Raw genomic sequence first — 25,130 nt, forward strand, 5'->3', positions numbered from 1 at the left:
AAAATCCATGATTGAGAATCCCTTCCGGATCGGCGTCCTCGGCGCCGGCGACATCGCCCAGGCCGCGCACTTCCCCGCCGCCCGCAAGTCCAAAGACGTTGAGCTCTACGCAATCTGCGACGCCGCCGATGACCTGCGCGACCGCATGACCCTGATCCACCAGCCCACCACCTCCTTCGACGACTACGACAAGATGCTCAACGACGAAAACGTCGACGCCGTCGTCGTTGCCGTGGCCGACCAGTTCCACGTGCCGCTGGCCATCCGGGCACTGGAAGCCGGCAAACACGTCCTCGTCGAAAAGCCCATGGGCGTCGCCGTCGAGGAAGCCGAAGAGCTGGTGGCCGCACAGAAGCAAAGCGGCAAGGTTCTCCTGGTTGGGCACGAGAAGCGCTACGACCCGGGCATCGCCTACGCCCACGACTTCATCCGCGACGAAATCGGCGAGCTGATCGGCCTCAAGCACTGGTACTGCGACTCCACCTACCGTTACGCCGTCACCGACACCATCCGTCCCCTCATCGAGCACAGCGCCTCGGCCCGCCGCCCCGCCGGCGACCCCAAGGCAAACCGCCAGCGCTACTACGTCCTCGGGCACGGCAGCCACCTGCTGGACACCGCCCGCTACCTCGGCGGCCCCATCGCCGCGATCCGCGCGCGCCTGTCCACGAAGGCGGGCACCTACTGCTGGTTCCTCGACGTCGAATTCGAAAACGGCTGCCTCGGGCAGCTCGACCTCACCCTGGCCGTGCGCATGGACTGGTGGGAAGGCTTCCAGGTCTACGGCAGCGAAGGCAGCGTCATCGGTAAGATCCACAACCCCTGGTACTTCAAGGCGGCCGAGGTCCAGGCCTTCTCAGCCAAGGACGACATGTTCCACCAGCCCATCGGCGCCGACGCGAACGTGTTCCGCCTTCAGCTCGAAGACCTTGCCCACGCCGCCCGCACGGGATCAACCCCCCGCGGCGCCACGGCCGTCGACGGCCTCGCCAGCGTACGCGGCATGGTCGCCCTGGCCCGCTCCGTCGAATCCGGCGACTGGGTCCGCCTTGCCGATGTCGCGGGAGCCGTCTGATGGAAATCGGAATCTTCGCCAAGACCTTCGAAGCCGCCGGCATCGAGGAGAACATGGCTGCGGTCGCGGCAGCCGGCATCACCGCGGTCCAGTACAACCTCTCCATCGCGGGCGTTCCAACCGTGCCGGAACAAGTGGGCGCGGACACGATCGAACGGATCCGGTCCGCCGCAGCTGACCACAACGTCCGGCTTGCCGCGATCTCGGGCACCTTCAACACCGCACACCCGGACCCGGCCGTCCGCAGCACGGGCATCAGCCGGTTCCCGGAACTCGTCCGCGTCGCCGTCGAACTCGGCATCCCGGTGATCACCCTGTGCAGTGGCAGCCGCGACGCCGAGGACATGTGGCGGCACCACCCGGACAATGCGACCCCGGAAGCCTGGGCAGACTCACGCGATTCTCTCACGCAGCTTGCCCGGCTCGCCGAGGCTGCGGGCATCGTTGTCGCCTTCGAACCGGAACACACCAACGTGGTGTCCAACGCTGACCTTGCCCGCAAAATGCTGGACGAGATCGGTTCTCCGGCGCTGAAAATTGTTTTCGATGCCGCGAACATCCTGGACACAGCCGACCTGTCCGTGGCCACCACCGTTCCGGTCATCGTAAGCGCACTCAAGGTCCTGGGCCCCGATATCGTACTGGCCCACGCCAAGGAACTCGTCCCCGGCCGCGACGCCGTCGCACCTGGCCAGGGCGCCCTGCCGTGGAAGGCCATCCTCACCGGTCTTGCCGCCACCGGGTACAACGGGGCACTGGTCATGCACGGCCTCCCCGAGTCCGCAGTCAGTTCCGGCGTCGGCTTGCTCCGCCAGCAACTGGAGGTCACCGTCTGATGCCCAGACTCATCCGGGACGACGGCGCCAGACTCGAACACCAGACGGTCCAGGCGGCCACCCCCTCCCCCGGCCGCCTCCCGTTCATCTTCCAGCACGGCATGGGCGGGGACCGGAGCCAGCCCCTCGGCTACATCAGGCAGCTCGAACGCACGACGCTGGTCTCTATGGACGCGCGCGGCCACGGGTCCAGCAGCGACATCGTCGGTGACGGGCGATGCTCCTTCGACGCCTTCGCCGACGACGTGGTCGCCCTGGCAGACGAACTCGGATTCAGCAAGTTCATCGTCGGCGGTATCTCCCTTGGCGCCGGCACCGCACTGAACGTCGCCCTCCGGTACCCCGGGCGGGTCGCAGGGCTGGTACTGTGCCGCCCGGCCTGGCTGGAACACCGCCAGGCAGAGCGCAACGTCACCGCCTACCAGCTGATCGCCGACCTGCTGGAACAGCACGAGCCGGACGAGGCACTCAGCCGGCTCCTTGCCAGCCAGCTCTACCAAGGCGTGGAAGCCGAATCCGAATCCGCCGCCCAGTCCCTCCGCCACCAGGTCACCCGTCCCCGCGCGGCCATCAACGCGGCGGTCCTCCGGCGCTTTCCCGTCGGGGCGCCGTCAAGCAGCCGGGATGACTGGGCCGGCATCGCGGCGCCCACGCTGGTCGTGGGGCATCTGGACGACCCCTTCCATCCGTGGGACATCGCCAAGGCCTACGCCGATGTGATCCCGGCGGCCCGGCTCGTTGAGGTGACCAGCAAGGACCGCAGCTCCGAGTCGTTCATGGCTGAGGTCAACGCGGCCATTTCAGGTTTCGTCGAGAGCACCGATTGGGAGAACGTCTGAGATGACAGCCTTGGGGGGCGTGCCGGACGTCGTTGCGCTGGACTTGGGCGGTACACAACTGCGCACCGCCGTCTTCAGCGGATCCGTGCTGCTGGAACGGTGGAGTGTGCCAACGCCCAGGGGTGCCGCCGCGGTGGTCAACGAAATGGTCCACCAGATCGAACGCGCCCAAAAGCTCGCGGACGGACAGTTGCGGGCGATCGGCATCAGTGCGCTGGGCCCCGTCAACCCGGCAACCGGAGCAATCAGGGACGCCCCGAACATCGGCGTCTTCGATGCATTTCCACTGCGCCAACAGCTCCAGGAACGAATTGCCCTTCCTATCGGGATCGTTAACGACGCCAATGCCGCCACCATCGGCGAATGGCAGCTGGGATCCGGACGCGGCACCCGGGACTTCTGCTACGTCACCATCAGCACCGGAATCGGGTGCGGGATCATCGCCGGAGGACAACTCATCACCGGGCACCGCGGCGCCGCCACCGAATTCGGCAGGATCCAAGTCCGGGCACCAGGCCACGGGGTGTCCCGCAGCCTGGAACACTACGCCTCCGGAACCGCCATCGCCGCACACGCCACGGAACTGCTGCGCACCACAAGCTCACCCCGCCTTACAGCAGCGGCAGCGAACCACCCAGTCACCGCCAGACTCGTGGCGGAACTCGCTGCTGCCGGGGACCCGATCTGCCTCCAACTGATGCACGACGCCGGAACCATGGTGGGCGAAGCCGTCGCCAACCTGGTCAGGATGCTCGACCCCGAAGTGATAGCCATCGGCGGCGGTGTGTCCCAGGCAGGCGAACCGCTCTGGTGCCCACTCACCAGGGCCTTGAACGGCTCGCTCGCCCGCGACGGCTACCCCATCCCGCGCATCGTGCACGCCGAACTCAGCGACGACGCGGGGCTGCACGGCGCCGCAATCACGGCAAGGAAGGCAGCGATCGGGACCACAGCTGACGCCGGCGAGCCCGCGACCTGAAGGGAACTGCCACAGCGTGACACCCTTCCAGCCCTGCAAAAGAAACACGCGGACGCTGGCCCCGCCAGCGCATTGAAGGAGGAGGAGCCGCCATGAGACTGGTCCTGTGCCTGGCCGACAAGAGAGAGTGGAAGGTCGACGAATTCAAAGCCCTGGGACAACAGGGCATCAATCAACGGCGGTCACACCTCGTATGCATCGCATGCGGCGGCAAGGCTTTCTTCCGCAAGGCCGGACGGGGCGCCCTTCCGAGCTTCGGGGCACGTCATGTTGCCGGCTGCAAAGTTGTCTCTTCAACGTGGAGCGCTTTCCGATACCTTCAGTAGCCGCACCCCATCATTCCCTCAACGATGCCGTCATGCTCTGCCAGAACCGTGGGCCCCGACAGGCCGGCGGTCGCCGCCCCCCAAGACCTCAACTCACACGGGCAGGAGCCACCGATTAGATTGGACACCCCATGCCGCAACAGACCGTAGCTGCCCCACAGATTGTGTCGATCGGCGGCGACCTCGTCACGCCCCGTATCGGATTCGGAACGCTGCAACTCACGGGACCCGGCGAGTGGGGACCGCCTGCCGACCCCGAGGCCGCAGCCCAAGTACTCCTCCGGGCAGTCGAATTGGGCGTCAGGTTTATCGACACTGCGGACTCGTACGGTCCCTTTGCCACGGACCAGCTCATACATAAGACACTCTCGCCCTACGCGAATGACCTCATCATTGCGACAAAGGTCGGACAATCCAGACAAGGACCCAGCCAGTGGACAGCACTGGGAAGGCCCGAATATCTTCGCCAGCAAGTTGAACTCAGTCTCCGCTTCCTGGGACTGGATAGCCTTGATCTTCTACAGCTTCACCGAATCGATCCCAAAGTGCCGCTCGAAGACCAAGTCGGGGTTCTCTCAGAGCTTCAACGTGAGGGAAAGATCCGCCACATCGGCCTGTGCAAAGTCACCGTTGAACAAATCGAGGCCGCCAGACACGTGGCTCCCATCGCCACCGTACAGAACCAGTTCAACCTGCTTGATCGCCGCTCCGAAGACGTCCTCAACTACGCCGAACAGAACAACATCACATTCATCCCCTGGTATCCGCTAGCCACAGGAAAGCTCACATCACCAGGCGGCCCACTGGATACACTGGCCAAAAGATACAGCCGTGCCTCGAGCCAGCTCGCCCTCGCCTGGCTACTGCACCGGTCACCGAAAGTCCTGCCCATCCCGGGCACCACCTCAACAAAACACCTCGAACAAAACATGGCCGCCGCAAAAATAGTCCTCGCCCCGGAGGAATACACAGCCATCAACAACCTCACTGACTGACGGCAACCAAGCCACCAGAGTCGCCCAATAGCACCCACAGGGTCCCCAACCAGTAATCCGAAACGTGCGTCGCCTATTCGTCGGCCATCGCCGTCGCGGATTTGACTGGGAAGCTTCCGGAGGCGAGGGCTTGGTCGAGTCCGGCTGGCACGAGGACGTGGTCCCCGGCCAGAAATAGAGTTCCGTCCGGGGAAACGGAAAAAGAAAGCGCGCATGACCCACAGCACGTGACGAACGAATGCTCTGGATCGCGCCGCCTATGGCGCAGGGTTCTCACCTCATCGGCGAAACTTGACTGCATGCACAGCGGAGCGCAGGTACCGGAGGGACGAGGCAGGGGCCGTCCGCCGCGACACCTGCTCAGCGCACTCGCCGTCTGCGGCATCTGCGGTGCAGGTGTCAGGATCGGCGCGCAGAACCCCGGCAAGCGCAAGACCGGCATCGGTCCCAGGAAAACCTCCGCTCCCCGCTACCGCCTGGCAGCGGGGCTGGAGGTTTCCACGTCAGCATGCGACCAGAGCATCTGGATCAGGTCGTCGTCGGTGCCGTGCTGGCGCGCATCCGGGAGCCCGGCTTCCGGATGCCCCGCCTGCCTCAGGACGACGACACCACAGGCGCAGAACGTAAGGCACTCAGGCTCGGGATCAGGGGCCACCTGGCCTGGCTGAAGCGGATCGAGGTTCTGGAGGAACCTGGGACCTCCCCGGATTTGAATTGCAGACTCTAAGCCTGCCACGGCGCACCGGCACCGGCTGCACCAAGCCGCGGACAGTCCAGCCAGGAGGGCCGGGCCGTTGGGGCTTCCCGTCCAGTACCCGGTCAAGCAGACAGGCTGTCAGGTGGTGGGTGGTCAACACGAGGCGGATGGTTCCGGCGGGATGGGCAGCCATCCACACGGCGAGCAATGTCACAACGGAGAACAGCAGCATGGTCAGCAACCCGAACACCCCTTCCGGCCAGGGCGGCGCGGCACCGGGAAGACCGGCGGCGAACCGGGCGATGGCTGCCACACCCCCGGCAAAGAAGCCGGCAACGCCGATCAGGACGGTTGCCAGCCACGGCGCGATGGGCAGGATGGCCACGGCAGCCGTACCCAGGACGGTAACCGGCGCTACGAGCGGGGCGGCAAGCACGTTGGCCAGCAGTGAGTAGGTGGAGAACTGTGGCTGCAGCACCACCATGACGGGGCCGCACAGGACCTGGGCTGAAAGCGGCACGGCTACAGCTGCAGCCGCCCAGCGCGGCACCCTCGCCGGAATCCAGCCCATGACGCTGCGGCCCAGCACAATAATTCCCAGCGTGGCCAGGACGGACAGGAGGAACCCGAAACTGACGCCCAGCTCCGGCGCAACGAGGAGCAGGGCAATCACCGCCAGGCAAAGGAAACTCAGTCCGCGGCCGGCCCGGCCGCCTGCCAAGGCCGCCACAGCGACCGCTCCCATGAGCGACGCCCGGAGCACGCTGGCGTCGGGACCCACCATGAGAACAAACAGGCCGAGGCCTGCGAGGGCGACGGCCGCCGCCGGAATCCTGGCCAGGCGCAGCGAACGTGCCGCCAACAGCAGTGCGCCGAGTATCAGGCTGCAGTTGGCGCCCGACACCGCCGTCAGGTGAGTAAGGCCCACGGTTTTCATGGCTGTCTCGAGCTCTTCGTTGAGGCCGCCGGTATCGCCCGTGACCATACCGGGGAGAAGTCCCCGCGCGTCAGGGGCCAGCCAGGCCGACGCCGAGGCGAACCGTTTGCCCAGGACGGCCGGTGCCTGCTGCCAGTCCTGCGCTGCTGCAAGCCGGACCGGAGGTGATGACGCACTCAACATCGCCGCTTCCACCCGGCCGGCGTCCGGAGGCCGGAGCTTTCCGGTGACCCGGAGCAGCTGGCCGGCGCCGACGCGCTGCCACTCCTGGCCGCCGATGATAACCACCGGCAGATGGGCATGCGTAACCTGACCTCCCGACGTCAATGACCGGGCTACCGCCCCGACAGCCCAGCGTTCGGCACGCCCGGAGGGGCCAGGCGTCTTGAGGGCTCGCGGAGCTCCGGTGATCTCGGCTTCCGCCACAACTGATGCACGCGCGGCGATCAGTCCTGCCATGTGTTCGTCGTGGCGCTGGGCCGCCGACACTGCAGAATGGGCAGTTGATGCTGCGGCAAGCATGAGTGATGCCGTCAGGGTGGTCAGGAAACTGCGCCGCCAGTGTCCTCCGGCCTTCTTCCTCCGCAGAAGCATGGCGAGCAGCACTCCGGCGCACGCGGCGAGACTGCCCCACACAAGCAAAAGGATGCCTGGTGTCAGCCATGGGCCCGAGACGGTCGCCGCCCACACGAGCAGTGCGGCCGGGGCGAGGCGAAGGTCGGTCCGGCGCCGGTTCGGTTCGGCTGCGGCCGTGTCCTGTCCGTCCGGCAGCAACCGACGGCGGATGTCGGCGCGGATCTTCTGGGCGAGGGCACCCCCTGGCATAGGACGGGACGGCGGCTGTGACGGTAGGGATTCAGCAGGGGCAGCATCGCCGGAGCCGGAATCAGCGGGCGCCGAGTCGGCCCTTGGGAAGTCCACGGCCGCCTGGACATAGCGGTGCCATCGGCTGGGCGGTCGTCCGTTCCTGCCCTCCATGTCAGACGGTCACCAGCGGGAGCAACGTTTCCAGCATTTTGGGGCCGACTCCGTCGACGGCGTCCAGTTCCTCAGGGGACTTGAAGGGGCCCTGCTGTGTGCGCCAGTCGACGATGCGCTGGGCCAGCACCGGCCCAACCCTCGGCAACTCGCCGAGTTCTTCCACGGTGGCGGTGTTGAGGTTGATCTTGCCGCCGGCACCGTCGCCTGCAGACCCGCCGTTTCCATCGGCTTCGGCGGCCGATCCTGATGTGCCGGCCGGGGCGGATTTGTCAGCTGGTGCAGCACCGGACGTGCCGGCCGGCGACGGCTCACCGCGGCGTGGTACGGAGATTTTCTGGCCATCTTCCAAGAGGGAGGCGAGGTTGAGGCGATCGAGGTCGGCCTCTGGGCGGGCTCCCCCGGCGGCGGCGATGGCCTGATGTACCCTGCTTCCCCGCTGGAGCCGGACCACTCCGGCCTTCTTCACCGCCCCGGCGACATGCACCACGACGATCCCGGCCGCTCCGGCACTCTTTGTCCCGTTGCTGTCGGTCCCCTCGGCATCTTTCCCGTGGGAATCGTTCCCGTCACTGTCCGGCGCACTGCTGTCCGGGCCGCCGCTGTCCGGCTTGCTCCCCTGGTCAGAGGGACCGGCGGCCGGATTCTCGGCCCCACCGTGGGTCACGGTGCTGAGCGGAAGGACTTCGGGTCCGTTGGCAGCCACCTGCCACCAGATCAAGGCCCCTGCAATCAGCGACAGCACGCTCACCAATGCCGCTGCACGGATGCCCAGGCGCCACCGGAACCGAGGTTCGGCTACTTCGCCTGGCACCGCAGACCCGGCGGAACCGGCTTGGCGGCCATAGGTAAAGCCGCCTGCCGTTCCCGCGTCCAGCAGTCCCGTGGTGCCACCGTCCGGCTGCAGTGTGGGCTCTCCATCACCGGTAGGGCAGGACGTGGTAGGCGGTCCGAGGGTGGCGGCGAGCCTTCTGGCCGCCCGCCCATCTGTTGAACTCGCCTGCACGGAGCCAAGTCCACTCCTGGAGCGCCCCTCGCCTGGGCGTCTCTCGCCAGCGCGCGGCTGAGCACTGGCTGAGGCTCCAGCGGTCCGGCGTGACATATTCACCACGCTAGGAAACGGTCAGTCCTTCCGACAGTCCCGTGATGCCCTATGTGGATTGCGCCATGTGCACAGCGCCGTTACCGCTGGTAGGTGATGTACGCCTCGTACTGCACACGCCACTTCTCCGGCTCCTTGGGATCAGGAATGGTGGTGGTGAGGAACTGGACGCTGGTCACCTGGCCCTTCAGGTACTTCAGCCATTTTGTGACTTCGTCGGCCACATCCCGGTCCAGCTGGGCGACGTGGTGGACTTGCATGGACATGGGAGCCTCCTTGCTCGGTGGGGAGACTGTACTACCGGCGAGCAGACACTGCTAGCCGTGGCATGCGGCAACAGTTTGGATGCCCCGCCTGCCGGGGTGTTGGGGCCGCGGGCCTGACAAGGCAGGCGTCCTCTTAGGCTGCTGCTGACGATGACCAGTAGGGCCACGGATCCACGGGCAGCGGTGGTTCAACGCCGTCGAAGGCCGTCGAGCTCTCACCACCGTCAATGTCATCTGGAGCTTCCGAAGGTTCGGGGCACTGGTAACCGCCCACGTCTGGGTAGCTGTCGAAGCCGTCGGGCCTGCCGGGCTCGTGACTGTCGGGCTCGTAGCTGTCTGGTTCGAGGCTGTCCGGTCCGAGGCTGTCTGGCCAGTGGGGTGGTTCCCAGTCCTGGTATTCGGCCGGGTAGGACCGTCCCGCGGGTGAGATCCAGCCGGGCGGGCTCTCGCGCGTGGCGCCGACCGGTCTCCACGCCGTCGTATGTTTCAGGCGGTGATGCTTCGGGCACGGCTGGCCAAGATTGGCGACGCCGGTGCCGCCGCCGGCTGCCCAGGCCAGGATGTGGTCGGCGTCGTTGTCCAGGGAGTGGTTGTTGCAGCCCGGGAACGTGCACCGCGCATCGCGGAGCCGCAGCCATTGACGCATCGGCTTGGTGAGCCGGTAGCTGGTGCGTCCGATCTCCAGCGGAGCCCCGTCCCGCGGATCGGTCAGGACGCGCAGGAACGACGTCGCGCCGTCGGCGACGAGCCGGCGGGCCATCGACGGCGGGATCGGCCCGTAGCCGTCGAGTGTGGCTGGTTCGTCGGTCACGCCGAGCAGCGAAAAAACCGGCACTGTGACCAGGACCTGCGCCCTCGGGGACGGCACATCAGCAGCGGGCCCGTCCCCCGCCGCCCCAAGACTTGCGGCCCCAACACCTGCGGGCACCGGGCCGGCGAAGAATGCTGCGCCCGTGCCGTCAATCCCCGAAACGGGACCGAGCATGCCGGTGGAAAAGACATCGGCCCGCAGCTGGCTCAGGGTCCGGGTCTCGGTCGGGCCCTGGGCTGCGCGCGCGGCGGCGGTGGAGCGGTTCCAGATCCCGGCGGCCTGGTCCGCGGGCAGGAACGCCGAGAGCCAGGCCATGCCGTCCCGGGCCGGGAGGTACTCCAGGCGCCGGTCCTTCACACTGTTGCGGTGCCGGGTTTCGATGCTGTCCTGATGATGCCGTTCCCGCCAATACCGTGCCTTGGCGCGGAACCTCGCCGGGGTCAGCTCCCCGGCCGGGCAACCCCGGGCCCGGTTGGGAGCATCCGGATCCAGGAAGTGCGCCTCCAACGCCGCCACAGCCGCCCGATCCAGCCCGTCGGTTTCGTCGCACATGGCCCGGGCGTGCTGCCAGGAAATGCTCCCCGCCCGCAAAGCCGCCAGCGTCAGCGGCAGATCCGTGCTCAGCATGCTCGATTCAACCAGCAACCGCGCTGCCGCTCCTTCGCTGATGGTCAGCGCACCGGCCACCTCCGCCGTCACGGACATCTGCCGCACGGCAACGTCCTGCGGCTTCTGAGCCGGGGGCGCCATCGCCGCATCCGCCGTGGCGTAACCTGCGGCAAACTGCACCTTCACCGCCGCAAGCCGGGCTTCCAACCCGGCCACTTTCGTCAGGCCGCCCAGGAACGTATCCGCCTGCTCCCCAAGAGGGTCCACATGATCCTGCAGCGGAACCGCGTCCGGGGCAGGATCAGCCAGCCCGCGGAGCTCGGCGGCCAGCGCTAAGGCAGAGGCACCAATAGCCTCCAACACCTCCGCAGCAGCCGAGCCGTTATCCATACCCACAGCATGACAGGGGGCTATGACAAAAACGCCGCTCCACAGAAGCGGCCCGGATGCACCACGCGCTGCATGGCGCTGGATCCCGTTTGGCGCCCAGACAGCACATCGGAAAGGGCAGGTTAGGTGGAGGCCTCAGTACCACTGGCGCCGGCTGCCTTCGAGGGGGCGGCGAGGCTACCGGCCACGGACGAGCTGCTCTCCCCAACGATCACGGCGAGAACGCCAAGCCCGGCGTGGGCTGCCAAGACGGCAGGCAGCGAGCTGATCTGTGCCGGTGGAAGAGCCGGGAGCTTCGCCGCCAGCCGGGCCGCGAGCATCTCGGCTTCGGGCCGGTTGCCGAAGTGGTGGATGGCCAGCCGGGCCTCCCCCCGTGGCCGGCCCGCGGCCTCCGCCACCACGATCTCTTCAAGCCGGGCGATGGCTTTCGCCGCAGACCGGACCTTCTCCAGCGGAACGATCTTGCCGTCGTCGACCGCGAGAATCGGCTTGATGGCCAGCATGGCCCCGACGAGCGAGGCCGCGGCGCCGATACGTCCGCCGCGCCGCAGCTGCTCCAGGCTGGGCACGTAGAAATACACCTTGGACCTTGCCGCGCGTTCCTCGGCGAGCCGGCGCACTTCGCCGGCACCGCGGCCGTCCGCCGCTGCCACCACTGCACTCTGGACGGCCAGCCCCTGCGCCATTCCCACGGTGCGGGTGTCCAGCACCTCCACGGGTATTTTCACCCGGCCGGCAGCGAGGCGTGCGGCATCGGCGGTGCCGGATAGGCCACCGGAAATATGGATGGATACGACGGACTCAAAGCCCTGCCGTTCGGCGGCAAGGTAGGCCTGCTCAAACTGGCCCGGTGACGGCCGGGACGTCTTGACCGGCGTCGCGGCGGCCAGGGCCACGGCGATGGTCCCGGCGATGTCGTCCTCGCCTTCGCCGTAGATCTCCTCGCCCACCATGACTGGCATGGGGATGACGGCCAGCCGGCCGTTGATGGAGAAGGCCCGGACCCAGTCGGCGGGCAGGGCGGCGGCGGAGTCGGTCACCACGGCGGTGCGCACGACGACGGCGGGCTCACCCGTAGGCGGGACCTGGCCAGGCCTGGTGGCCTGGCGGAGACGGACCAGGTGCTCCTTTAACCACAGCCAGGCTGCCGGCTCTCGGTCAATCACGGCGCACCCCCTGCGGTTGTGTCCGGCCGCCGGCCGTGCCGGCGGCCGGACGCGGCCAATCAGTCAGTCCTGCTATCCAGTCGCCCTGCTAGGCCGGGACGATGTTCACCAGTTTAGGTGCCCGCACAATGACGGTGCGGATGCCCCGGCCATCGAGGGCACGCTGAACGTTCTCAGAGGCCATCGCAAGCTCGCGCAGCTCGTCCTCGGAGATGGCCGGCGAGACCTCGAGCCGGTCCCTGACCTTGCCCTGGACTTGGACCACCGCCGTGATGGTCTCCCGCACCAGCAGGGCCTCGTCATGCGAAGGCCAGCCGGCGTTGGCCACCGACGCCGGGTGCCCCAGGACGTTCCACAGGTCTTCCGCCGTGTAGGGCGCAAAGAGGCTCAGGATGACGGCCACCGCTTCGGTGGCTTCACGGACGGCCGGATCGGCGCCGCCGGCACCGGAATCGATAGTCTTCCGGGTGGCGTTGACCAGCTCCATCAGCTTGGCCACCACGACGTTGAACTTGTTGTTGTCCAGCAGCTCCACGGCGTCCGCGATGGTCCGGTGCGTGACCGAGCGCAGCGTGCGGTCACCGGTGCTGAAGTCAACACCGGGGGCGCTGGACACGTCCTGGCCGAGCCGCCAGGCGCGGGCCAGGAACTTCGCGGAGCCCGACGGCGAAACGTCCGCCCAGTCGACGTCGTCCTCGGGCGGGGAGGCGAAGATCATGGTGAGCCGGACGGCGTCGACGCCGAACTTGTCCAGCTGCTCGCCCAGGTCAACACCGTTGCCCAGCGACTTGCTCATGGCCTTGCCGCCGTTGAGCACCTGGCCCTGGTTCAGCAGTGCACTGAAGGGCTCGTCCGCGGCCAGCAGGCCCATGTCGTGAATGACTTTGGTGAAGAAGCGGGCGTAGAGCAGGTGCAGGATGGCGTGCTCGACGCCGCCGACGTACTGCCCCACCGGCATCCAGTCGTTGATCTTTGCGGGGTCGAACGGACCGTCGGTGTAGTGGGGCGAGACGAAGCGGAGGAAGTACCAGGACGAGTCCACGAAGGTGTCCATGGTGTCGGTGTCCCGCTGCGCTGCACGTCCGCAGTTCGGGCACTCGACATTGACCCATTCGGCGGCCGCGGCCAGGGGCGAGGTGCCCCTCGGTGACAGCGCCTCGCCGCGCAGGTCCTCGGGGAGCGTCACCGGCAGCTGCTCATCGGGTACAGGCACTTCGCCGCACTCGGCGCAGTGGATGATGGGGATCGGGGTGCCCCAGAAGCGCTGGCGGCTCAGGAGCCAGTCGCGCAGGCGGAAGTTCACGAACTTCTCTCCGGTGCCCTGCTGCTCGATGATCCTGATGGCTTCGGGAATGGCATCGCCCTTGGGCAGCCCGTCCAGCGAGCCGGAGTTGATCAGCGTGCCCTCCCCCGACGTTGCCTTGCCCGAGACGGCCGGATCCTCCTCGCCGGTGTCCAGCACCGCGCGCACCGGCAGGCCGAACTCCTTGGCGAAGTCGAGGTCGCGCTGGTCATGGGCCGGGACGGCCATGATGGCGCCGGTGCCGTAATCGGCCAGGACGTAGTCCGCCGCCCAGACAGGCAGCTTTTCACCGTTCAGCGGATTGATGGCGTAGCGGCCGGTGAACACGCCGGTCTTTTCGCGTTCGGTGGACTGGCGTTCGATGTCCGACAGGGCTTTGACCTTTTCACGGTAGGCCATGAGGGAGTCGTGGTGTTCAGGGGTGACCAGGTCGAGGGCCAGGTGAGCGTCCGCGGCAACCACAAAGAAGGTGGCGCCGTACAGGGTGTCCGGACGGGTGGTGAAGACGGTGACCTCGCGCTCGGCACGTCCGTCAGACGCCTCGATCACGAAGCGGACATGCGCGCCTTCCGAGCGGCCGATCCAGTTCCGCTGCATGGCCAGTACCCGCTCGGGCCAGTGTCCCTGCAGCTCGGACATGTCGTCCAGCAGCCGGTCTGCGTAGTCGGTGATCTTGAAGTACCACTGGTTCAGCGACTTTTTGGTCACAGCCGTGCCGCAGCGTTCGCAGGCGCCGTTGACTACCTGCTCGTTGGCGAGCACGGTCAGGTCCTTGGGACACCAGTTGACCGGCGAGTCCTTGCGGTAAGCGAGGCCGCGCTCATAGAAGCGCTTGAACAGCCACTGCGTCCAGCGGTAGTACTCCGGATCGGACGTGTGCAGCCGGCGGGACCAGTCAGCGGAGATGGCGTAACGCTTGAAGGACGCGGCCTGCGTGTCGATGTTGGCGTAGGTCCACTCGCTCGGGTGGGCGTTGCGCTTGATTGCCGCGTTTTCCGCCGGGAGGCCGAACGAGTCCCAGCCGATCGGGTGCAGCACGTCGTAGCCCTGCTGGCGCAGGTAGCGCGCCACCACGTCGCCCATGGCAAACGCCTCAGCGTGGCCCATGTGGAGGTCGCCGGACGGGTAGGGGAACATGTCCAGGACGTAACGGCGCTCCCGGGATCCGTCGTCGGCGGGGGTGAAGACCTTCAGGTCTTCCCACACCTGCGGCCACCGGGCCTCCATCGCCGCGAAGCTGTACGCGCCCTCTTCGGGCGCCTCCGCACCACCTGCTGCTGTTCCGGTTTCGGTTTCGGTCTCCGGCTGAACGCTCACTGCTGCCCTCTTCTGTTCTGTCATGACCTCGGTCCTGTCACACCGGTCTGATCCCCGCCGCCCGCCGGGAAGGTCTCCCCGGACACACAAAAGCCCCTCGACATAGAGGGGCGGCCGCTCGATTATCCGTATTTGTTCGGGATACCAAGCGGCTAGCTAAGCAGAAGGATCGCACGCATACACCTACTTTAGCGCACCGGCATCCCCCTCCCGGCACTCCCAGCCCAGTCGCCAGGAGCGGCTGAGTAGCAGACGCAGCGGAAGAGAGGAGGGCGCACCCCGCCAGGGTGTGGTGGGCAGCTCGCGGGGGCCCCTGGCCGCGAGGGCCCCGACACGAGCTTGCGACTGTCAGGGAGCGGCCAGGGACGGGCGGGCGGGTGCGGCCTCCTCTCTGAAGCGGGCTGGCTACCTCACGTCCTCGTCGACCCAGTCCATGGACTTGGTGACGGCCTTCTTCCAGAGCCGCAGCTGCCGTTCCCGCTCCCCCGAATCCAGGTTCGGCTCCCAGCGCTTGTCCTCGGACCAGTTGGCGGACAGCTCGCCGAGGTCCTTCCAGAAGCCGACGGCGAGGCCGGCCGCGTACGCGGCGCCCAGCGCCGTGGTTTCCACCACCTTCGGACGGATGACCGGAACGCCGAGGATGTCCGCCTGGAACTGCATGAGGGCATCGTTGGCGACCATGCCGCCGTCGACCTTCAGTTCCGTGAGCGGAACGCCGGAGTCGGCGTTGACGGCATCCAGCACCTCGCGGGTCTGGAAGGCGGTGGCCTCGAGCGCGGCCCTGGCGATGTGGCTCTTGTTGACGAACCTGGTCAGGCCCACGATGGCGCCGCGCGCGTCCGAGCGCCAGTATGGCGCGAAGAGCCCGGAAAACGCCGGCACGATGTACACGCCGCCGTTGTCGTCGACCGATGCGGCGAGCGACTCCACCTCGGGGGCGCTGCTGATCATGTTCAGGTTGTCGCGCAGCCACTGGATGAGCGACCCGGTGACGGCGATCGACCCTTCGAGCGCGTAGTGCGGTGCCGCGTCACCCAGCTTGTAGCCGACGGTGGTCAGCAGGCCGTTCTTGGAGTGCACGATCTCCTCGCCCGTGTTGAAGATGAGGAAGCACCCGGTGCCGTAGGTGTTCTTCGCCTCACCGGTCTCGAACGCCGCCTGGCCGAAGGTGGCTGCCTGCTGGTCGCCGAGGATGCCGGCCACCGGAACCTCCCGCAGCAGCTGCGAGGTGTGGACCGTGCCGTAGACCTCGGAGGAGGACTTGATGGCGGGCATCATGGACGCCGGAACACCAAAGATCCCCAGGATCTCCTCGTCCCACTGCAGCGTGTCGAGGTCCATGAACATGGTCCTCGAGGCGTTGGTGACGTCGGTGACGTGGACGCCGCCGTCCACGCCGCCGGTGAGGTTCCACAGCACCCAGCAGTCGGTGTTGCCGAAGACCAGGTCCCCGGCCTCGGCCTTTTCCCGCGCGCCGTCGACGTTGTCCAGGATCCACTTGATTTTGGTTCCGGAGAAGTACGTGGCCAGCGGCAGCCCCACCTTCTGTTTGAACCGGTCCGCTCCCCCGTCCTTCGCCAGTTCGTCGACGATGGGCTGGGTCCGGGTGTCCTGCCACACGATCGCGTTGTAGATCGGCTTGCCGGTGGTCTTGTCCCAGACCACGGCCGTCTCGCGCTGGTTGGTGATTCCGACGGCGGCGATGTCGTGCCGGGTCAGGTTCGCCTTGGACAGGGCGGAGCCGATGACTTCGCGGGTGTTGTCCCAGATCTCCGTGGGATTGTGCTCCACCCAGCCGGCCTGCGGGAAAATCTGCTCGTGTTCCATCTGGCCTGAGGAGACGATGCTGCCGCTCTGGTCAAAGACGATGGCGCGGGTGCTGGTGGTGCCCTGGTCGACGGCGATTACGTATTGGCTCATGATGACGTCCTTGTCGTTGTGCTTGCGTTTGAACAGATGTGGTTATGGATGTGGTTTCGAAAATGGGTGCCGCGGCTCAGGTGGCGGCAGTGAAAACGATGGGCAGCAGCCCCACGAGGCCGGCCAGGGTACCGCCGACAAGCGGGCCGACCACCGGGATCCAGGAGTAGCTCCAGTCGCTGGATCCCTTGCCCTTGATGGGCAGGACCGCGTGGGCGATGCGCGGCCCGAGGTCACGCGCGGGGTTGATGGCGTACCCGGTGGGTCCGCCCAGCGAGACACCGATGCCGACGACGAGGAGCGCCACTGCCAGCGGGCCGAGCCCCGACGGCGTTCCGCCGAAGGTGAGGATGACGAAGACCAGCACAAACGTGCCGATGATCTCCGTGATCAGGTTCCAGGGCGTGGAGCGGATCGCCGGGCCGGTGGAGAAAACGCCGAGTTTGTTCGCGGGCTCGGGTTCGGCGTCGAAGTGCTGCTTGTGCGCCAGCCAGGTGACCACGGCGCCCAGGAATGCGCCGGTGAGCTCGCCGCCGAAGTATGTCAGCGTGGAGGCAAAGTCCACCGGAACCCCGGGGGCGTATTCGGCCTTGCCGTTGACCAGGAGCCCCAGCGTGACGGCCGGATTCAGGTGCGAGCCGGACCTGGCAGCGACGTAGACACCGGCGAAGACGGCGATGCCCCATCCCCAGGTGACCATCAGGAATCCTCCGTTGTTGCCCTTCGTGCCTTTGAGCGCAACGTTGGCCACCACGCCACAACCCAGCAGGGTCAGCATCGCGGTCCCGAACACTTCGGAAAGAAAAACCAATCCAAGAGACATCTTTGACTCCTCTATTTTCTGTTGTCAGTCCTTCGCTTGTTTGAAGGACGGTTTCCCGCTAGGCGACGAGGCTGTGGACTTCGACGCCGTGGTACCGCTTGAGCACATCCTGCGCGTGGTTGATCTCGGCGGCAACCCCTGCCGCATCCCAGCCGAGCGGGCCGGCCAAGGCCTCGGCAACCTCGTTCAGCAGTTCCCCGGTGACCAGGCCGCGGAAGGCGAGCGATGTGCGCCGGATCAGGACGTCCACGAGGTGGCCGATCTGTTCGTGGGACGCCATGAAGTGCAGTTCCCTGACGCTCAGTTCACGGGTGGAGCGCAGCAGGCTGTCGGGGCCGGCGTCGAGATAGCTGATGACGGCCTCGGCGCGGGTGCCATACCTGGTGAGGAGGCCGGCCGTCCGGTCGGCGTCGCGGGTGGCTGTCATGTGCGCCTTGATCCACTTCTGGATCCCGGCTTCGCCCTCCGGGTACCCGGAGCCGCCGCCGATGGCGAGCTTCGCCGTCGAAATTTTCCGTTGCGTTCCCAGTTCAGCGAGGACGTCGTCGGCCAGGTGTTCGGCGAGGGCACGGAACGTGGTCCATTTTCCGCCCACCAGGCTGAGCACGACGGCGCCGCCGCCCTCCGGGGCCTCGGGTTCGGCAGCGCGGCGCTCGATGCGGTAGTCCCGCGAAACGAACCCCGGCTGAGTGGCGTCGTGCCGCGGGAGCGGACGCACGCCCGAGAACGTATAGACGATCTGGCCGCGGTTCACGGCGATGTCCGGGAACACGTGGCCAATGAGGTTGAAGAAGTAGTCGATTTCCTCGTCCGTGCAGACGGCGTCCTCCGACATGTCGGCGTCGACGTCGGTGGTTCCTACCAGCACGCGGTCACCCATGGGATAGATCAGCACGATCCGGCCGTCGGTGTGTTCGAAGAAGATCTCGCGTCCGTCGCAGGCAGCGAGCAGGCCAGGGTTGTCAAGGACGATGTGTGAGCCCTTGGTCCCGCCCATGAAGGTGGTGGGGGTACCCATGGCCTGGTTGGTGAGGTCCACCCACGCGCCGGTGGTGTTGACGATGACGTCCGCGGTGAAGCCGAACTCCCCGCCAGTGAGTTGGTCACGGAGAACCGCGGTGCTGGAACCGTCCGCGTTGGACCTGACGGACATCAGGGACAGGTAGTTGCTGGCCCGTCCGCCCGCCTTCTCACCGTCCTGCAGGACGTCAAGAGTGAGGCGCTCCGGATTGTGCACGGACGCGTCGAAGTACGTCGCGGTGTATTTGACGCCGGGGTGCAGCATCGGGAGCTCGGCCAGCGCCTTGTGCCGTGAGCGGAACTGGTGGCGCGGGACGCTGCCGCCGTCGCGGGAGAAGGAGTCATAGAGGCTGAGTCCCAGCTTGATCAGGAACGCGCCGCGCTCCTTGGGCCTGCCCTGCTGCTTGTGCGTCAGGAACCGGAGGGGTGCGGCCAGAACGCCGGAGAATGTGCTGAAGATCGGAATGGTGGTCTGCAGCGGCTTCACGTAATGGGGCGCGATCCGCAGGAGCCTGTTGCGCTCAACGACAGATTCCCGGACCAGCCGGAATTCGCCGTTTTCCAGGTAGCGGATGCCACCGTGGATCATGTGCGACGAGGCGCCGCTGGCGCCCTGGCAGTAGTCGCCGCGTTCCACCAGCGCCACATCGACGCCCTGCAGCGCGAGGTCACGGAATGTTCCGACGCCGTTGATGCCGCCACCGATGATCAGGACCCGGGCGTTGGGCCGCTGGCGCAGCCCGGAGACGGACGCGCGCTCCGCACCGGGGACGGTGGCGCTGGTGGTATGGCCGGATGAATCCTTGAGTCCCAAATCTGCTCCTTTGGGTTTGGTTCGGAAAGGCTTGTTGCAGGCGGCGCACCGATTGGTGCGGGACCGTTCACCACTATTGTTTGAACTATTGGAAAATAACGTCAAGCACTATGCACAAACGTGCAGAAGGGAATGCTGCATGCCCCGTCCCCGGCACTCCGACGCGCTCCGCGCCGCCCAGCTGTACTACATGCAGGACCTCACCATGGACGCCATCGCCCGGGAATTGCGGACCTCCCGTTCCACGGTTTCCCGGCTGCTTTCAACGGCCCGCGAAACGGGCCTGGTGCAGATCCAGATCCGGAGTCCGCTCGACACGGGACCTGAATTGGAGCGGCTGATCCGGGCGCAGTACAAGGTGGATGTGCACGTGGTGCCCGTCCTGGACACCCTGAATGAGGCCGAGACGCTGGACCGCGTGGCCATGCAGGCAGCGCGCACCATCGGCCCGCTGGTGGACTCCAACGCCATCATCGGCGTGGCCTGGGGCTCTACTCTCAGCGCGGTGAGCCGGCACCTGACGCGCAAGATCACCCACGACAGCGTGGTGGTGCAGCTGAACGGTGCGGGCAATATGCAGACCACCGGCATCACCTACGCGAGCGACATCATGCGGCGCTTCGGCAGCGCCTACGGGGCGCGGGTTGAACAGTTTCCCGTGCCGGCCTTCTTCGACCACGCGGCAACGAAGACCGCGATGTGGAATGAGCGGAGCGTGCAGCGCATCCTGGACCTGCAGTCCCGCATGAGCATCGCGATCTTTGGCGTGGGCTCGGTGGACGCCGATTACCCCAGCCACGTGTACGCCGGCGGCTACCTCGACGAGGACGACCTGGTCACCCTGGCAAAGTCCGACGTCGTCGGGGACGTGGCCACTGTCTTCTTCCGCGGCGACGGCTCCTCCGACGGCATCACCCTGAACGAACGCTCCACGGGACCTTCGCTCGACCAGCTCCGGCAGGTGCGCCGGCGGATCTGCGTGGTATCCGGCGCGTCCAAGATCAACGGCCTGCGCGGGGCGCTGGTGGCAGGGCTGGCCACTGACCTGATCCTCGATGAGGCCTCGGCCCGGCGTCTGGTCAGCTTCGAGGGCGGGACTTAAGCGGCAGTCAGCTTCTGAGGGAACCATAGTGCTGGGCCAGTCTCGCCAGACCGTCATCAAGCGAGACAGCGGGCGTCCAGTCGAGGAGCTCACGGGTCTCGCGCTGATCGAACCAGTGGGCAGTGGAGAGCTGCTCCGCAAGGAACCTGGTCATCGGCGGCTCCTCTTTCCGCCCGGCCCAGGTCCACACCATTTCCACCACCGTTCCAACCGCCCGTGCCGCCCCGCCCGGCACACTCCACGACGGCACAGGGACGCCGCCGGCAGCACATATGCCCGCCAGCAGCTCGCCGACCGGGCGGGGTTCGCCGTTGCTGACAACCAGGGCCCTGCCGTGGATGTGTTCCATGCGGTGCAGCGCCGCGACGATGGCCGAGGCGGCGTTGTCCACGTAGGTGGTGTCGATCAGGGCAGCACCGGCGTCGAGGAGCGGCAGGCGGCTGCGGCCTGCCCGTGCGAGGACCCGTTCCACCAGCTGGGTGTCGCCGGGGCCCCAGACGACGTGCGGGCGCACCGCCGCGACCCGGAAGTCGGGAGCGTCCGCGGCCAGCGCCAGCAGCTCCGCCTCGGCCTTGGTGCGGGAGTAGTCGCTGTGCGCGTGCGCCGGGTCAGCCGGCTCCGCACCCAGCCCGGCGATGGCGGCACCGGAGTTGGCAACGGACGGGGAAGAGACAAACACCACGTCCCGTACGCCGGCGTCGCGGGCCGCGCGGAGCAGCTGGCGGGTCCCTTCGACGTTCACCTCGTTGAACTCCACGGCGCGGCCAGTAAAGGAAACCTTCGCGGCCAGGTGGATGACGCCCTCGGCGCCGGCGACGGCGCGGCGAACGGCGTCGTCGTCCGTGACGGACCCGCAGAAGTCCGCAGCGCCGTCGACTCCTGAAGGACGGCGCTGGAGGGTCGCCACGGCATGGCCCTGGCGGACCAGCAGCCGGGCCACTTCCCGTCCGAGCAGCCCGCTTGCGCCGGTGACGAGGACCCTCATGGCTTTCCCGGACGGCCGCCGGCCAGCACGCGTGAAGCCCAGCGGGCCAGGCGGGTCCTGTCGATCTTGGCGTTGTGCCGGATGTCGGTGGGCTGTGCGGGGACTGCAAGCACGGCGGAGATGTTGACGCCCGCCTCGAGGGCCGCCCCGCGGACGCGCCCGGCCAACTGCGGCGCAGCCGGGCCGGCTTTGCGGGCGGGCGGCACGGTCTCGACGACGGCGACCACAGCCTGCGTCCCCGGCGGACCGACGCCGACGACGGCGGCCTGGCCAACGCTGTCCAGGCGTTCGATGGCCTGTTCGGTGCCCACGGGCGTCACGACGGCGCCGGGCGCCGTCACGATGTGGGCGAGACGTCCCTCCACCCAGAGCCGGCCGGCGGCGTCGAAGTGCCCCACGTCGCCGGTGCGGTGCCACCCGGCCGTTCGGACGCTCTCGCGCTGGGTCAGCCAGAGCCTGTCGTAGGCTTCCTTCACATGCGGGGCGCTGACGAGGATCTCGCCGGTCACTCCCGGTTCCGTGACCGGCTCGTTCCCGGGTGCGGTGCCGTCTGCGGCAAGCGGGATGACGGCCGCGCGGGCGCCGTGTACCGGCCGGCCCACGCAAACGCCGTTGCCGGCCCCCGGCACTGTACCGGCGGCGGCGTCAGCCTCCGCCGTCCGGATCTGTTCGAGGCTGATGTCGGTAACGGGCAGTGCCTCGGTCATCCCGTACGGCGTGTGCAGCGAAGCCCGGGGCAGCAGCCGCTGCACCCGGGTGAGGAGGGCTTCGGGGACGGGCGCCCCGGCGGAGAGAAGCAGCTCCACGCGTCCCAAGGCTTGATGCCGGTCCTCACTCATGCCATCCCGGGTGGCAATGACGTTGCGCAACGCCGCCGGCGAGGCGAAGACGACTGTGGCGTTGATGGCCGCTGCGGCGTCCGCCAGCGCGTGGGCGGTGAGGGTTCGGGGCAGCGTGACGTCCATGGCGGGCGTCACCGAGACGGCCCCGAGCGCCGGTCCCAGCAGGGCGAACGGCGCGAAGGCCGCCACCAGCCGGGCACCGGAACGGATCCCGAACGTTTCCGCCACCGTGTCCCGCATCGCAGCCAGCTGCCGGTGCGTGTAGAGCACGCCCTTGGCCGGACCGGTGGAACCGGAGGTGAAGAGCACGGCGGCGTCGGCGTCCGGGTCCGGCCCCGCCGACGGCGGTTCGGGGCTGAGTCCGGCTCCGCGCCGGGCGAGCGCGACGAGGGAGGTTTCGACGCCGAGGAGGCGGCGGCGGGCGGCGGACAGGTCCTGCACGCTGATGCGCCGTCCCGACCAGCCGAGGACTGAGGCAGCTGCCAGCGCCTTGTCGATCCCGATGAGGAAATCCGGGGTGGCGCCCTTCACAGCGCGGCTCAGGCCGCGGGTGCCCAGACCGGCATCTGCCACGACCACCACCGCGCCGAGCCGCAGGCAGGCGTAGAGGACGACAGTCAGGTCTACGCCCGGCGGAACCATCAGGCTCACCCGGCTGCCGCGCCGTACGCCGGCCTCGCTCAGGCCCGCCGCGACGGCGGTGACGTTCCCTTCCAGCTCCTGCCAGCTGAGCCAGCGGGCGACGCTGCCATCCGCGGCCATTTCCGCGACGGCGGTGTCCCCGCCGGCGGTTCCTGCCGCCAGTTCGGTGAGAGGCCCCCAAAGGGGCGGGACGCCGTCGGCCTCGGCTTGTATCTCCTGCACGGCAGGTCCACTGTCCCGGCCGGGCCCGGCGAGCCATTCGAAAACGGGAGTGGCGATGTCCCGGTCTTCCGCGACCAGGTGGCCGGCCCCCTCGAAGCGGTGCACTGTCGCGTGCGGCAGCCGAGTGATGAGGTCCTTGAGGTACCGGTCGGAAAAGATCGGGTCCCTCGGTCCCCAGAGCATCAGGGCCGGAACCTTCAGCCCGCGCAGCCCTTCGGCGACGCCGCTAAGCGCAGGGAAGCTGGGGTGGGAGGCATCCACAGGAATATCCGCAACAAAGTTCCCCACCCCCGCCCGGCGCCGGGCGCCGCGGTACGGGGCCATGTAGGCCTTCCGGAAGGCGGCGGGCAGCGGCGGGTGGGCGAGGGAATGCGTCACCCGGAGAAAGGCGTCCGACGTCGTGGTCCCCCACCCGTGCACGGCGGGGTGCAAGGCCAGCCGCAGGGCCGGCGGGATCCCCGAATCGGAGGGCTGGTGGACGGCGGTGTTGGTCAGCACCACCCCGGCGAGCAGCTGCGGGTGCGCCAGGGCCCAGCCCAGGCTGATCACCCCGCCCCAGTCGTGGCCCACCGTAACGACCGGCCCGGCCAGGCCCAGCGCGTCGGTAAGGTCACCCAGGTCGTTGATCCGGTCCGCAAGGCGCCGGAAGGCGCCGGTGCGCTCGCTGAACCCCATATCCAGCTGGTCCACCGCCACCACCCGCCAGGGATGCGCGGGGTCGGATCCGGCGGCCAGCAGGCTCCGCCACAGGTAGGACCACGTCGGGTTCCCGTGGACGCACAGCAGGGTGCCGGCGGGAGTCAGGCCGCGGCGGGAGAGCTGCGCAGCGTTGTCCAGCAGGTGCCAGCGGCGGACGGTTCCGGGCACATCGGCAGCGGAGGTTGAGGCCACATCGATTTCGCGTGACCATGCGGCGTCGACGCCGGGCCAGTCGGCGGCTACCAAACGATTTCCATCATGGCGGTGTTCAGGCCGGAACCGACGCCCATGCACAGCACGCGGTGCCCGGTTTCGAGGGTTTGTGCCTCTGCGGCCAGGGTCATGGGGAGGGAGGCCGGGCCCACGTTGCCCCAGTGCGGGAACGTGATGGGAACCTTATCCGGGTCCAGGTCGATCGCGTCAATGATGGCCTTCGTGTAGGCATTGCTCACCTGGTGCGTGACGTACCGGTCCATCGAGCCCCAGTTCCATTCCGGCTGTGCCTCGTGCCAGGCGTCGACCACAAGCCGCAGGCCGCCGTCGAGCAGGCCCCTCGTGTCCGTTGCCATGCCGTCGATGCCGCCCACGCACAGTTCATGGTGCTCGGTGCCGGCCCGCATCACGCCGCCGACGATCCGGTGCGCGCCGGGGTGCTGGTCCGCCGGGCCCAGGACGGCTGCGGCAGCCCCGGATCCAAGAGTGAGCGTGGCGAACTCCCGGCTGAAGTCTTCGCGCGTGGTCTCGGGCCGCTGCAGCCGGGCCAGGGTGGCCTCCTGCGTTGCCTCGGCGTCCTCGCCGTTGACGATCATGGCGTACTTGATCTGGCCGGAGTCGATCATGTTGGCCGCCAGGGTCAGGCCGTTGACGAATCCGAGGCAGGCGTTGGCCAGGTCGAAGTTCATGGCCGACGACGGCAGGCCGAGTCCGTGGTGGATCTTCACCGCGACGGACGGCTCCAGGTTGCGCCGCGTGACCGACGTGTTGATCAGCAGGCCGATTTCGGACGCTTCGACGCCAGCCTCGGCCAGGGCCTTCGCGCCGGCTTCGACCGCGGCGTCATCGAACGATGTCCCGGCGGCCCACCAGCGGCGGTGCGTGATGCCGGAAACGCGCTCCAGCAGCCGCGGCGGAAACTTCAGCCGCTGCAGCGTCGAAGCCAACCTGCGATCGAAATCCGTGGAACTCACGATCCTCGGAGCTTCGACACTGCTCACCGACAGCAGCGCGGTGTTGCTGTGCCGGAAGGTTGCATTCCCTGCCAAGTCAAGCCCCTGTTCGTTTCCGTCCTGCGTTCATGCGGTGACTGTACCCACACGCGCAAGCCCAAGGGCTTAACTATGCCGGTGCGAGCCCGGATCACGCTATTTCGCACCCTCTGCGCCGTGTTGGCTCCGCAGGCTTTTGCGCGGAGTTGCCGCCCTGCCCAGAAGCCTGT

19 protein-coding genes are annotated in these 25,130 nt (G+C 67.6%); 6 read left to right on the top strand and 13 right to left on the bottom strand.

What is annotated here, in order from left to right; all coding sequences use genetic code 11:
• Positions 1 to 7: 7 nt before the first annotated feature.
• From ACFQ50_RS04155 to ACFQ50_RS04175, 5 genes are all read left to right on the top strand, one after another.
• Positions 8 to 1,075 carry a Gfo/Idh/MocA family protein gene (locus ACFQ50_RS04155; RefSeq protein ID WP_377994251.1) on the top strand — a complete coding sequence of 356 codons (1,068 nt, stop codon included), beginning with the start codon at positions 8 to 10 and terminating at the stop codon, positions 1,073 to 1,075.
• A complete protein-coding gene (locus tag ACFQ50_RS04160; RefSeq protein WP_377994252.1) occupies positions 1,075 to 1,911 on the top strand; it encodes a sugar phosphate isomerase/epimerase family protein in 837 nt (278 codons plus the stop codon). The genes ACFQ50_RS04155 and ACFQ50_RS04160 overlap by 1 nt, the downstream gene beginning before the upstream one ends.
• Positions 1,911 to 2,750 (top strand): alpha/beta fold hydrolase, encoded by an 840-nt coding sequence (locus tag ACFQ50_RS04165; protein WP_377994253.1) that lies wholly within the window; start codon positions 1,911 to 1,913, stop codon positions 2,748 to 2,750. Before ACFQ50_RS04160 ends, ACFQ50_RS04165 begins: the two co-directional genes overlap by 1 nt.
• Position 2,751: 1 nt before the next feature.
• Complete coding sequence (locus ACFQ50_RS04170) at positions 2,752 to 3,729, top strand: ROK family protein (RefSeq protein WP_377994254.1); 978 nt, start codon at positions 2,752 to 2,754, stop codon at positions 3,727 to 3,729.
• A gap of 457 nt (positions 3,730 to 4,186) precedes the next feature.
• Positions 4,187 to 5,050 carry an aldo/keto reductase gene (locus ACFQ50_RS04175; RefSeq protein WP_377994255.1) on the top strand — a complete coding sequence of 288 codons (864 nt, stop codon included), beginning with the start codon at positions 4,187 to 4,189 and terminating at the stop codon, positions 5,048 to 5,050.
• A 469-nt stretch (positions 5,051 to 5,519) separates the two neighbouring features.
• On the opposite strand, the gene ACFQ50_RS04180 is transcribed toward ACFQ50_RS04175, so the two are convergent.
• From ACFQ50_RS04180 to ACFQ50_RS04225, 10 genes are all read right to left on the bottom strand, one after another.
• Positions 5,520 to 5,705: a hypothetical protein gene (locus ACFQ50_RS04180; protein ID WP_377994256.1), complete on the bottom strand. Its 186-nt coding sequence runs from the start codon at positions 5,703 to 5,705 to the stop codon at positions 5,520 to 5,522.
• Positions 5,695 to 7,509 carry a ComEC/Rec2 family competence protein gene (locus ACFQ50_RS04185; protein ID WP_377994257.1) on the bottom strand — a complete coding sequence of 605 codons (1,815 nt, stop codon included), beginning with the start codon at positions 7,507 to 7,509 and terminating at the stop codon, positions 5,695 to 5,697. The genes ACFQ50_RS04180 and ACFQ50_RS04185 overlap by 11 nt, the downstream gene beginning before the upstream one ends.
• A 154-nt stretch (positions 7,510 to 7,663) precedes the next feature.
• Positions 7,664 to 8,476, bottom strand: coding sequence for a helix-hairpin-helix domain-containing protein (locus ACFQ50_RS04190; protein WP_377994258.1), 813 nt, complete (start codon positions 8,474 to 8,476; stop codon positions 7,664 to 7,666).
• Positions 8,477 to 8,844: 368 nt separating this feature from the next.
• On the bottom strand, positions 8,845 to 9,030 hold the full coding sequence (locus tag ACFQ50_RS04195; RefSeq protein ID WP_307103089.1) for a hypothetical protein: 186 nt from the start codon (positions 9,028 to 9,030) through the stop codon (positions 8,845 to 8,847).
• A gap of 133 nt (positions 9,031 to 9,163) precedes the next feature.
• The gene (locus tag ACFQ50_RS04200) at positions 9,164 to 10,840 is read right to left on the bottom strand and encodes a DUF222 domain-containing protein (RefSeq protein ID WP_377994259.1); all 1,677 of its coding nucleotides are present in this window, start codon (positions 10,838 to 10,840) and stop codon (positions 9,164 to 9,166) included.
• A 122-nt stretch (positions 10,841 to 10,962) separates the two neighbouring features.
• Positions 10,963 to 12,006 (bottom strand): DegV family protein, encoded by a 1,044-nt coding sequence (locus ACFQ50_RS04205; protein ID WP_377994260.1) that lies wholly within the window; start codon positions 12,004 to 12,006, stop codon positions 10,963 to 10,965.
• An 88-nt stretch (positions 12,007 to 12,094) separates the two neighbouring features.
• A complete protein-coding gene (gene leuS, locus ACFQ50_RS04210) occupies positions 12,095 to 14,626 on the bottom strand; it encodes a leucine--tRNA ligase (RefSeq protein ID WP_377994324.1) in 2,532 nt (843 codons plus the stop codon).
• A gap of 405 nt (positions 14,627 to 15,031) precedes the next feature.
• Positions 15,032 to 16,546, bottom strand: coding sequence for a glycerol kinase GlpK (gene glpK, locus ACFQ50_RS04215; RefSeq protein ID WP_377994261.1), 1,515 nt, complete (start codon positions 16,544 to 16,546; stop codon positions 15,032 to 15,034).
• Positions 16,547 to 16,622: 76 nt separating this feature from the next.
• Positions 16,623 to 17,369 (bottom strand): MIP/aquaporin family protein, encoded by a 747-nt coding sequence (locus tag ACFQ50_RS04220; protein ID WP_377994262.1) that lies wholly within the window; start codon positions 17,367 to 17,369, stop codon positions 16,623 to 16,625.
• A 58-nt stretch (positions 17,370 to 17,427) separates the two neighbouring features.
• A complete protein-coding gene (locus ACFQ50_RS04225; RefSeq protein ID WP_377994263.1) occupies positions 17,428 to 19,203 on the bottom strand; it encodes a glycerol-3-phosphate dehydrogenase/oxidase in 1,776 nt (591 codons plus the stop codon).
• A 139-nt stretch (positions 19,204 to 19,342) separates the two neighbouring features.
• Here ACFQ50_RS04225 and ACFQ50_RS04230 point away from each other — a divergent pair, with 139 nt between their 5' ends.
• Entirely contained in the window at positions 19,343 to 20,305 is a 963-nt protein-coding gene (locus tag ACFQ50_RS04230) for a sugar-binding transcriptional regulator (RefSeq protein ID WP_377994264.1), read from the top strand.
• Positions 20,306 to 20,312: 7 nt separating this feature from the next.
• On the opposite strand, the gene ACFQ50_RS04235 is transcribed toward ACFQ50_RS04230, so the two are convergent.
• The 3 genes from ACFQ50_RS04235 to ACFQ50_RS04245 are packed head-to-tail and all read right to left on the bottom strand — an operon-like array spanning position 20,313 to position 24,957.
• Positions 20,313 to 21,290, bottom strand: a complete 978-nt coding sequence (locus ACFQ50_RS04235; RefSeq protein WP_377994265.1) for an NAD-dependent epimerase/dehydratase family protein — start codon at positions 21,288 to 21,290, stop codon at positions 20,313 to 20,315.
• Positions 21,287 to 23,941: an alpha/beta fold hydrolase gene (locus ACFQ50_RS04240; protein WP_377994266.1), complete on the bottom strand. Its 2,655-nt coding sequence runs from the start codon at positions 23,939 to 23,941 to the stop codon at positions 21,287 to 21,289. Before ACFQ50_RS04240 ends, ACFQ50_RS04235 begins: the two co-directional genes overlap by 4 nt.
• Positions 23,935 to 24,957: a 3-oxoacyl-ACP synthase III gene (locus tag ACFQ50_RS04245; RefSeq protein WP_377994267.1), complete on the bottom strand. Its 1,023-nt coding sequence runs from the start codon at positions 24,955 to 24,957 to the stop codon at positions 23,935 to 23,937. Before ACFQ50_RS04245 ends, ACFQ50_RS04240 begins: the two co-directional genes overlap by 7 nt.
• Positions 24,958 to 25,130: the final 173 nt, after the last annotated feature.

Source organism: Arthrobacter sp. NPDC056493 (genome assembly GCF_042795115.1).
Classification (GTDB): domain Bacteria; phylum Actinomycetota; class Actinomycetes; order Actinomycetales; family Micrococcaceae; genus Arthrobacter.

Bases quoted from the DNA above. Each gene is read 5' to 3' on its own strand.
- ACFQ50_RS04230 (WP_377994264.1), top strand. From the start codon at position 19,343: ATGCCCCGTCCCCGGCACTCCGACGCGCTCCGCGCCGCCCAGCTGTAC.
- ACFQ50_RS04185 (WP_377994257.1), bottom strand. From the start codon at position 7,509: ATGCCAGGGGGTGCCCTCGCCCAGAAGATCCGCGCCGACATCCGCCGT.
- ACFQ50_RS04235 (WP_377994265.1), bottom strand. From the start codon at position 21,290: ATGAGGGTCCTCGTCACCGGCGCAAGCGGGCTGCTCGGACGGGAAGTG.
- ACFQ50_RS04175 (WP_377994255.1), top strand. From the start codon at position 4,187: ATGCCGCAACAGACCGTAGCTGCCCCACAGATTGTGTCGATCGGCGGC.
- ACFQ50_RS04220 (WP_377994262.1), bottom strand. From the start codon at position 17,369: ATGTCTCTTGGATTGGTTTTTCTTTCCGAAGTGTTCGGGACCGCGATG.
- glpK (WP_377994261.1), bottom strand. From the start codon at position 16,546: ATGAGCCAATACGTAATCGCCGTCGACCAGGGCACCACCAGCACCCGC.
- ACFQ50_RS04165 (WP_377994253.1), top strand. From the start codon at position 1,911: ATGCCCAGACTCATCCGGGACGACGGCGCCAGACTCGAACACCAGACG.
- ACFQ50_RS04160 (WP_377994252.1), top strand. From the start codon at position 1,075: ATGGAAATCGGAATCTTCGCCAAGACCTTCGAAGCCGCCGGCATCGAG.
- ACFQ50_RS04155 (WP_377994251.1), top strand. From the start codon at position 8: ATGATTGAGAATCCCTTCCGGATCGGCGTCCTCGGCGCCGGCGACATC.
- ACFQ50_RS04195 (WP_307103089.1), bottom strand. From the start codon at position 9,030: ATGTCCATGCAAGTCCACCACGTCGCCCAGCTGGACCGGGATGTGGCC.
- ACFQ50_RS04170 (WP_377994254.1), top strand. From the start codon at position 2,752: ATGACAGCCTTGGGGGGCGTGCCGGACGTCGTTGCGCTGGACTTGGGC.
- ACFQ50_RS04200 (WP_377994259.1), bottom strand. From the start codon at position 10,840: ATGGATAACGGCTCGGCTGCTGCGGAGGTGTTGGAGGCTATTGGTGCC.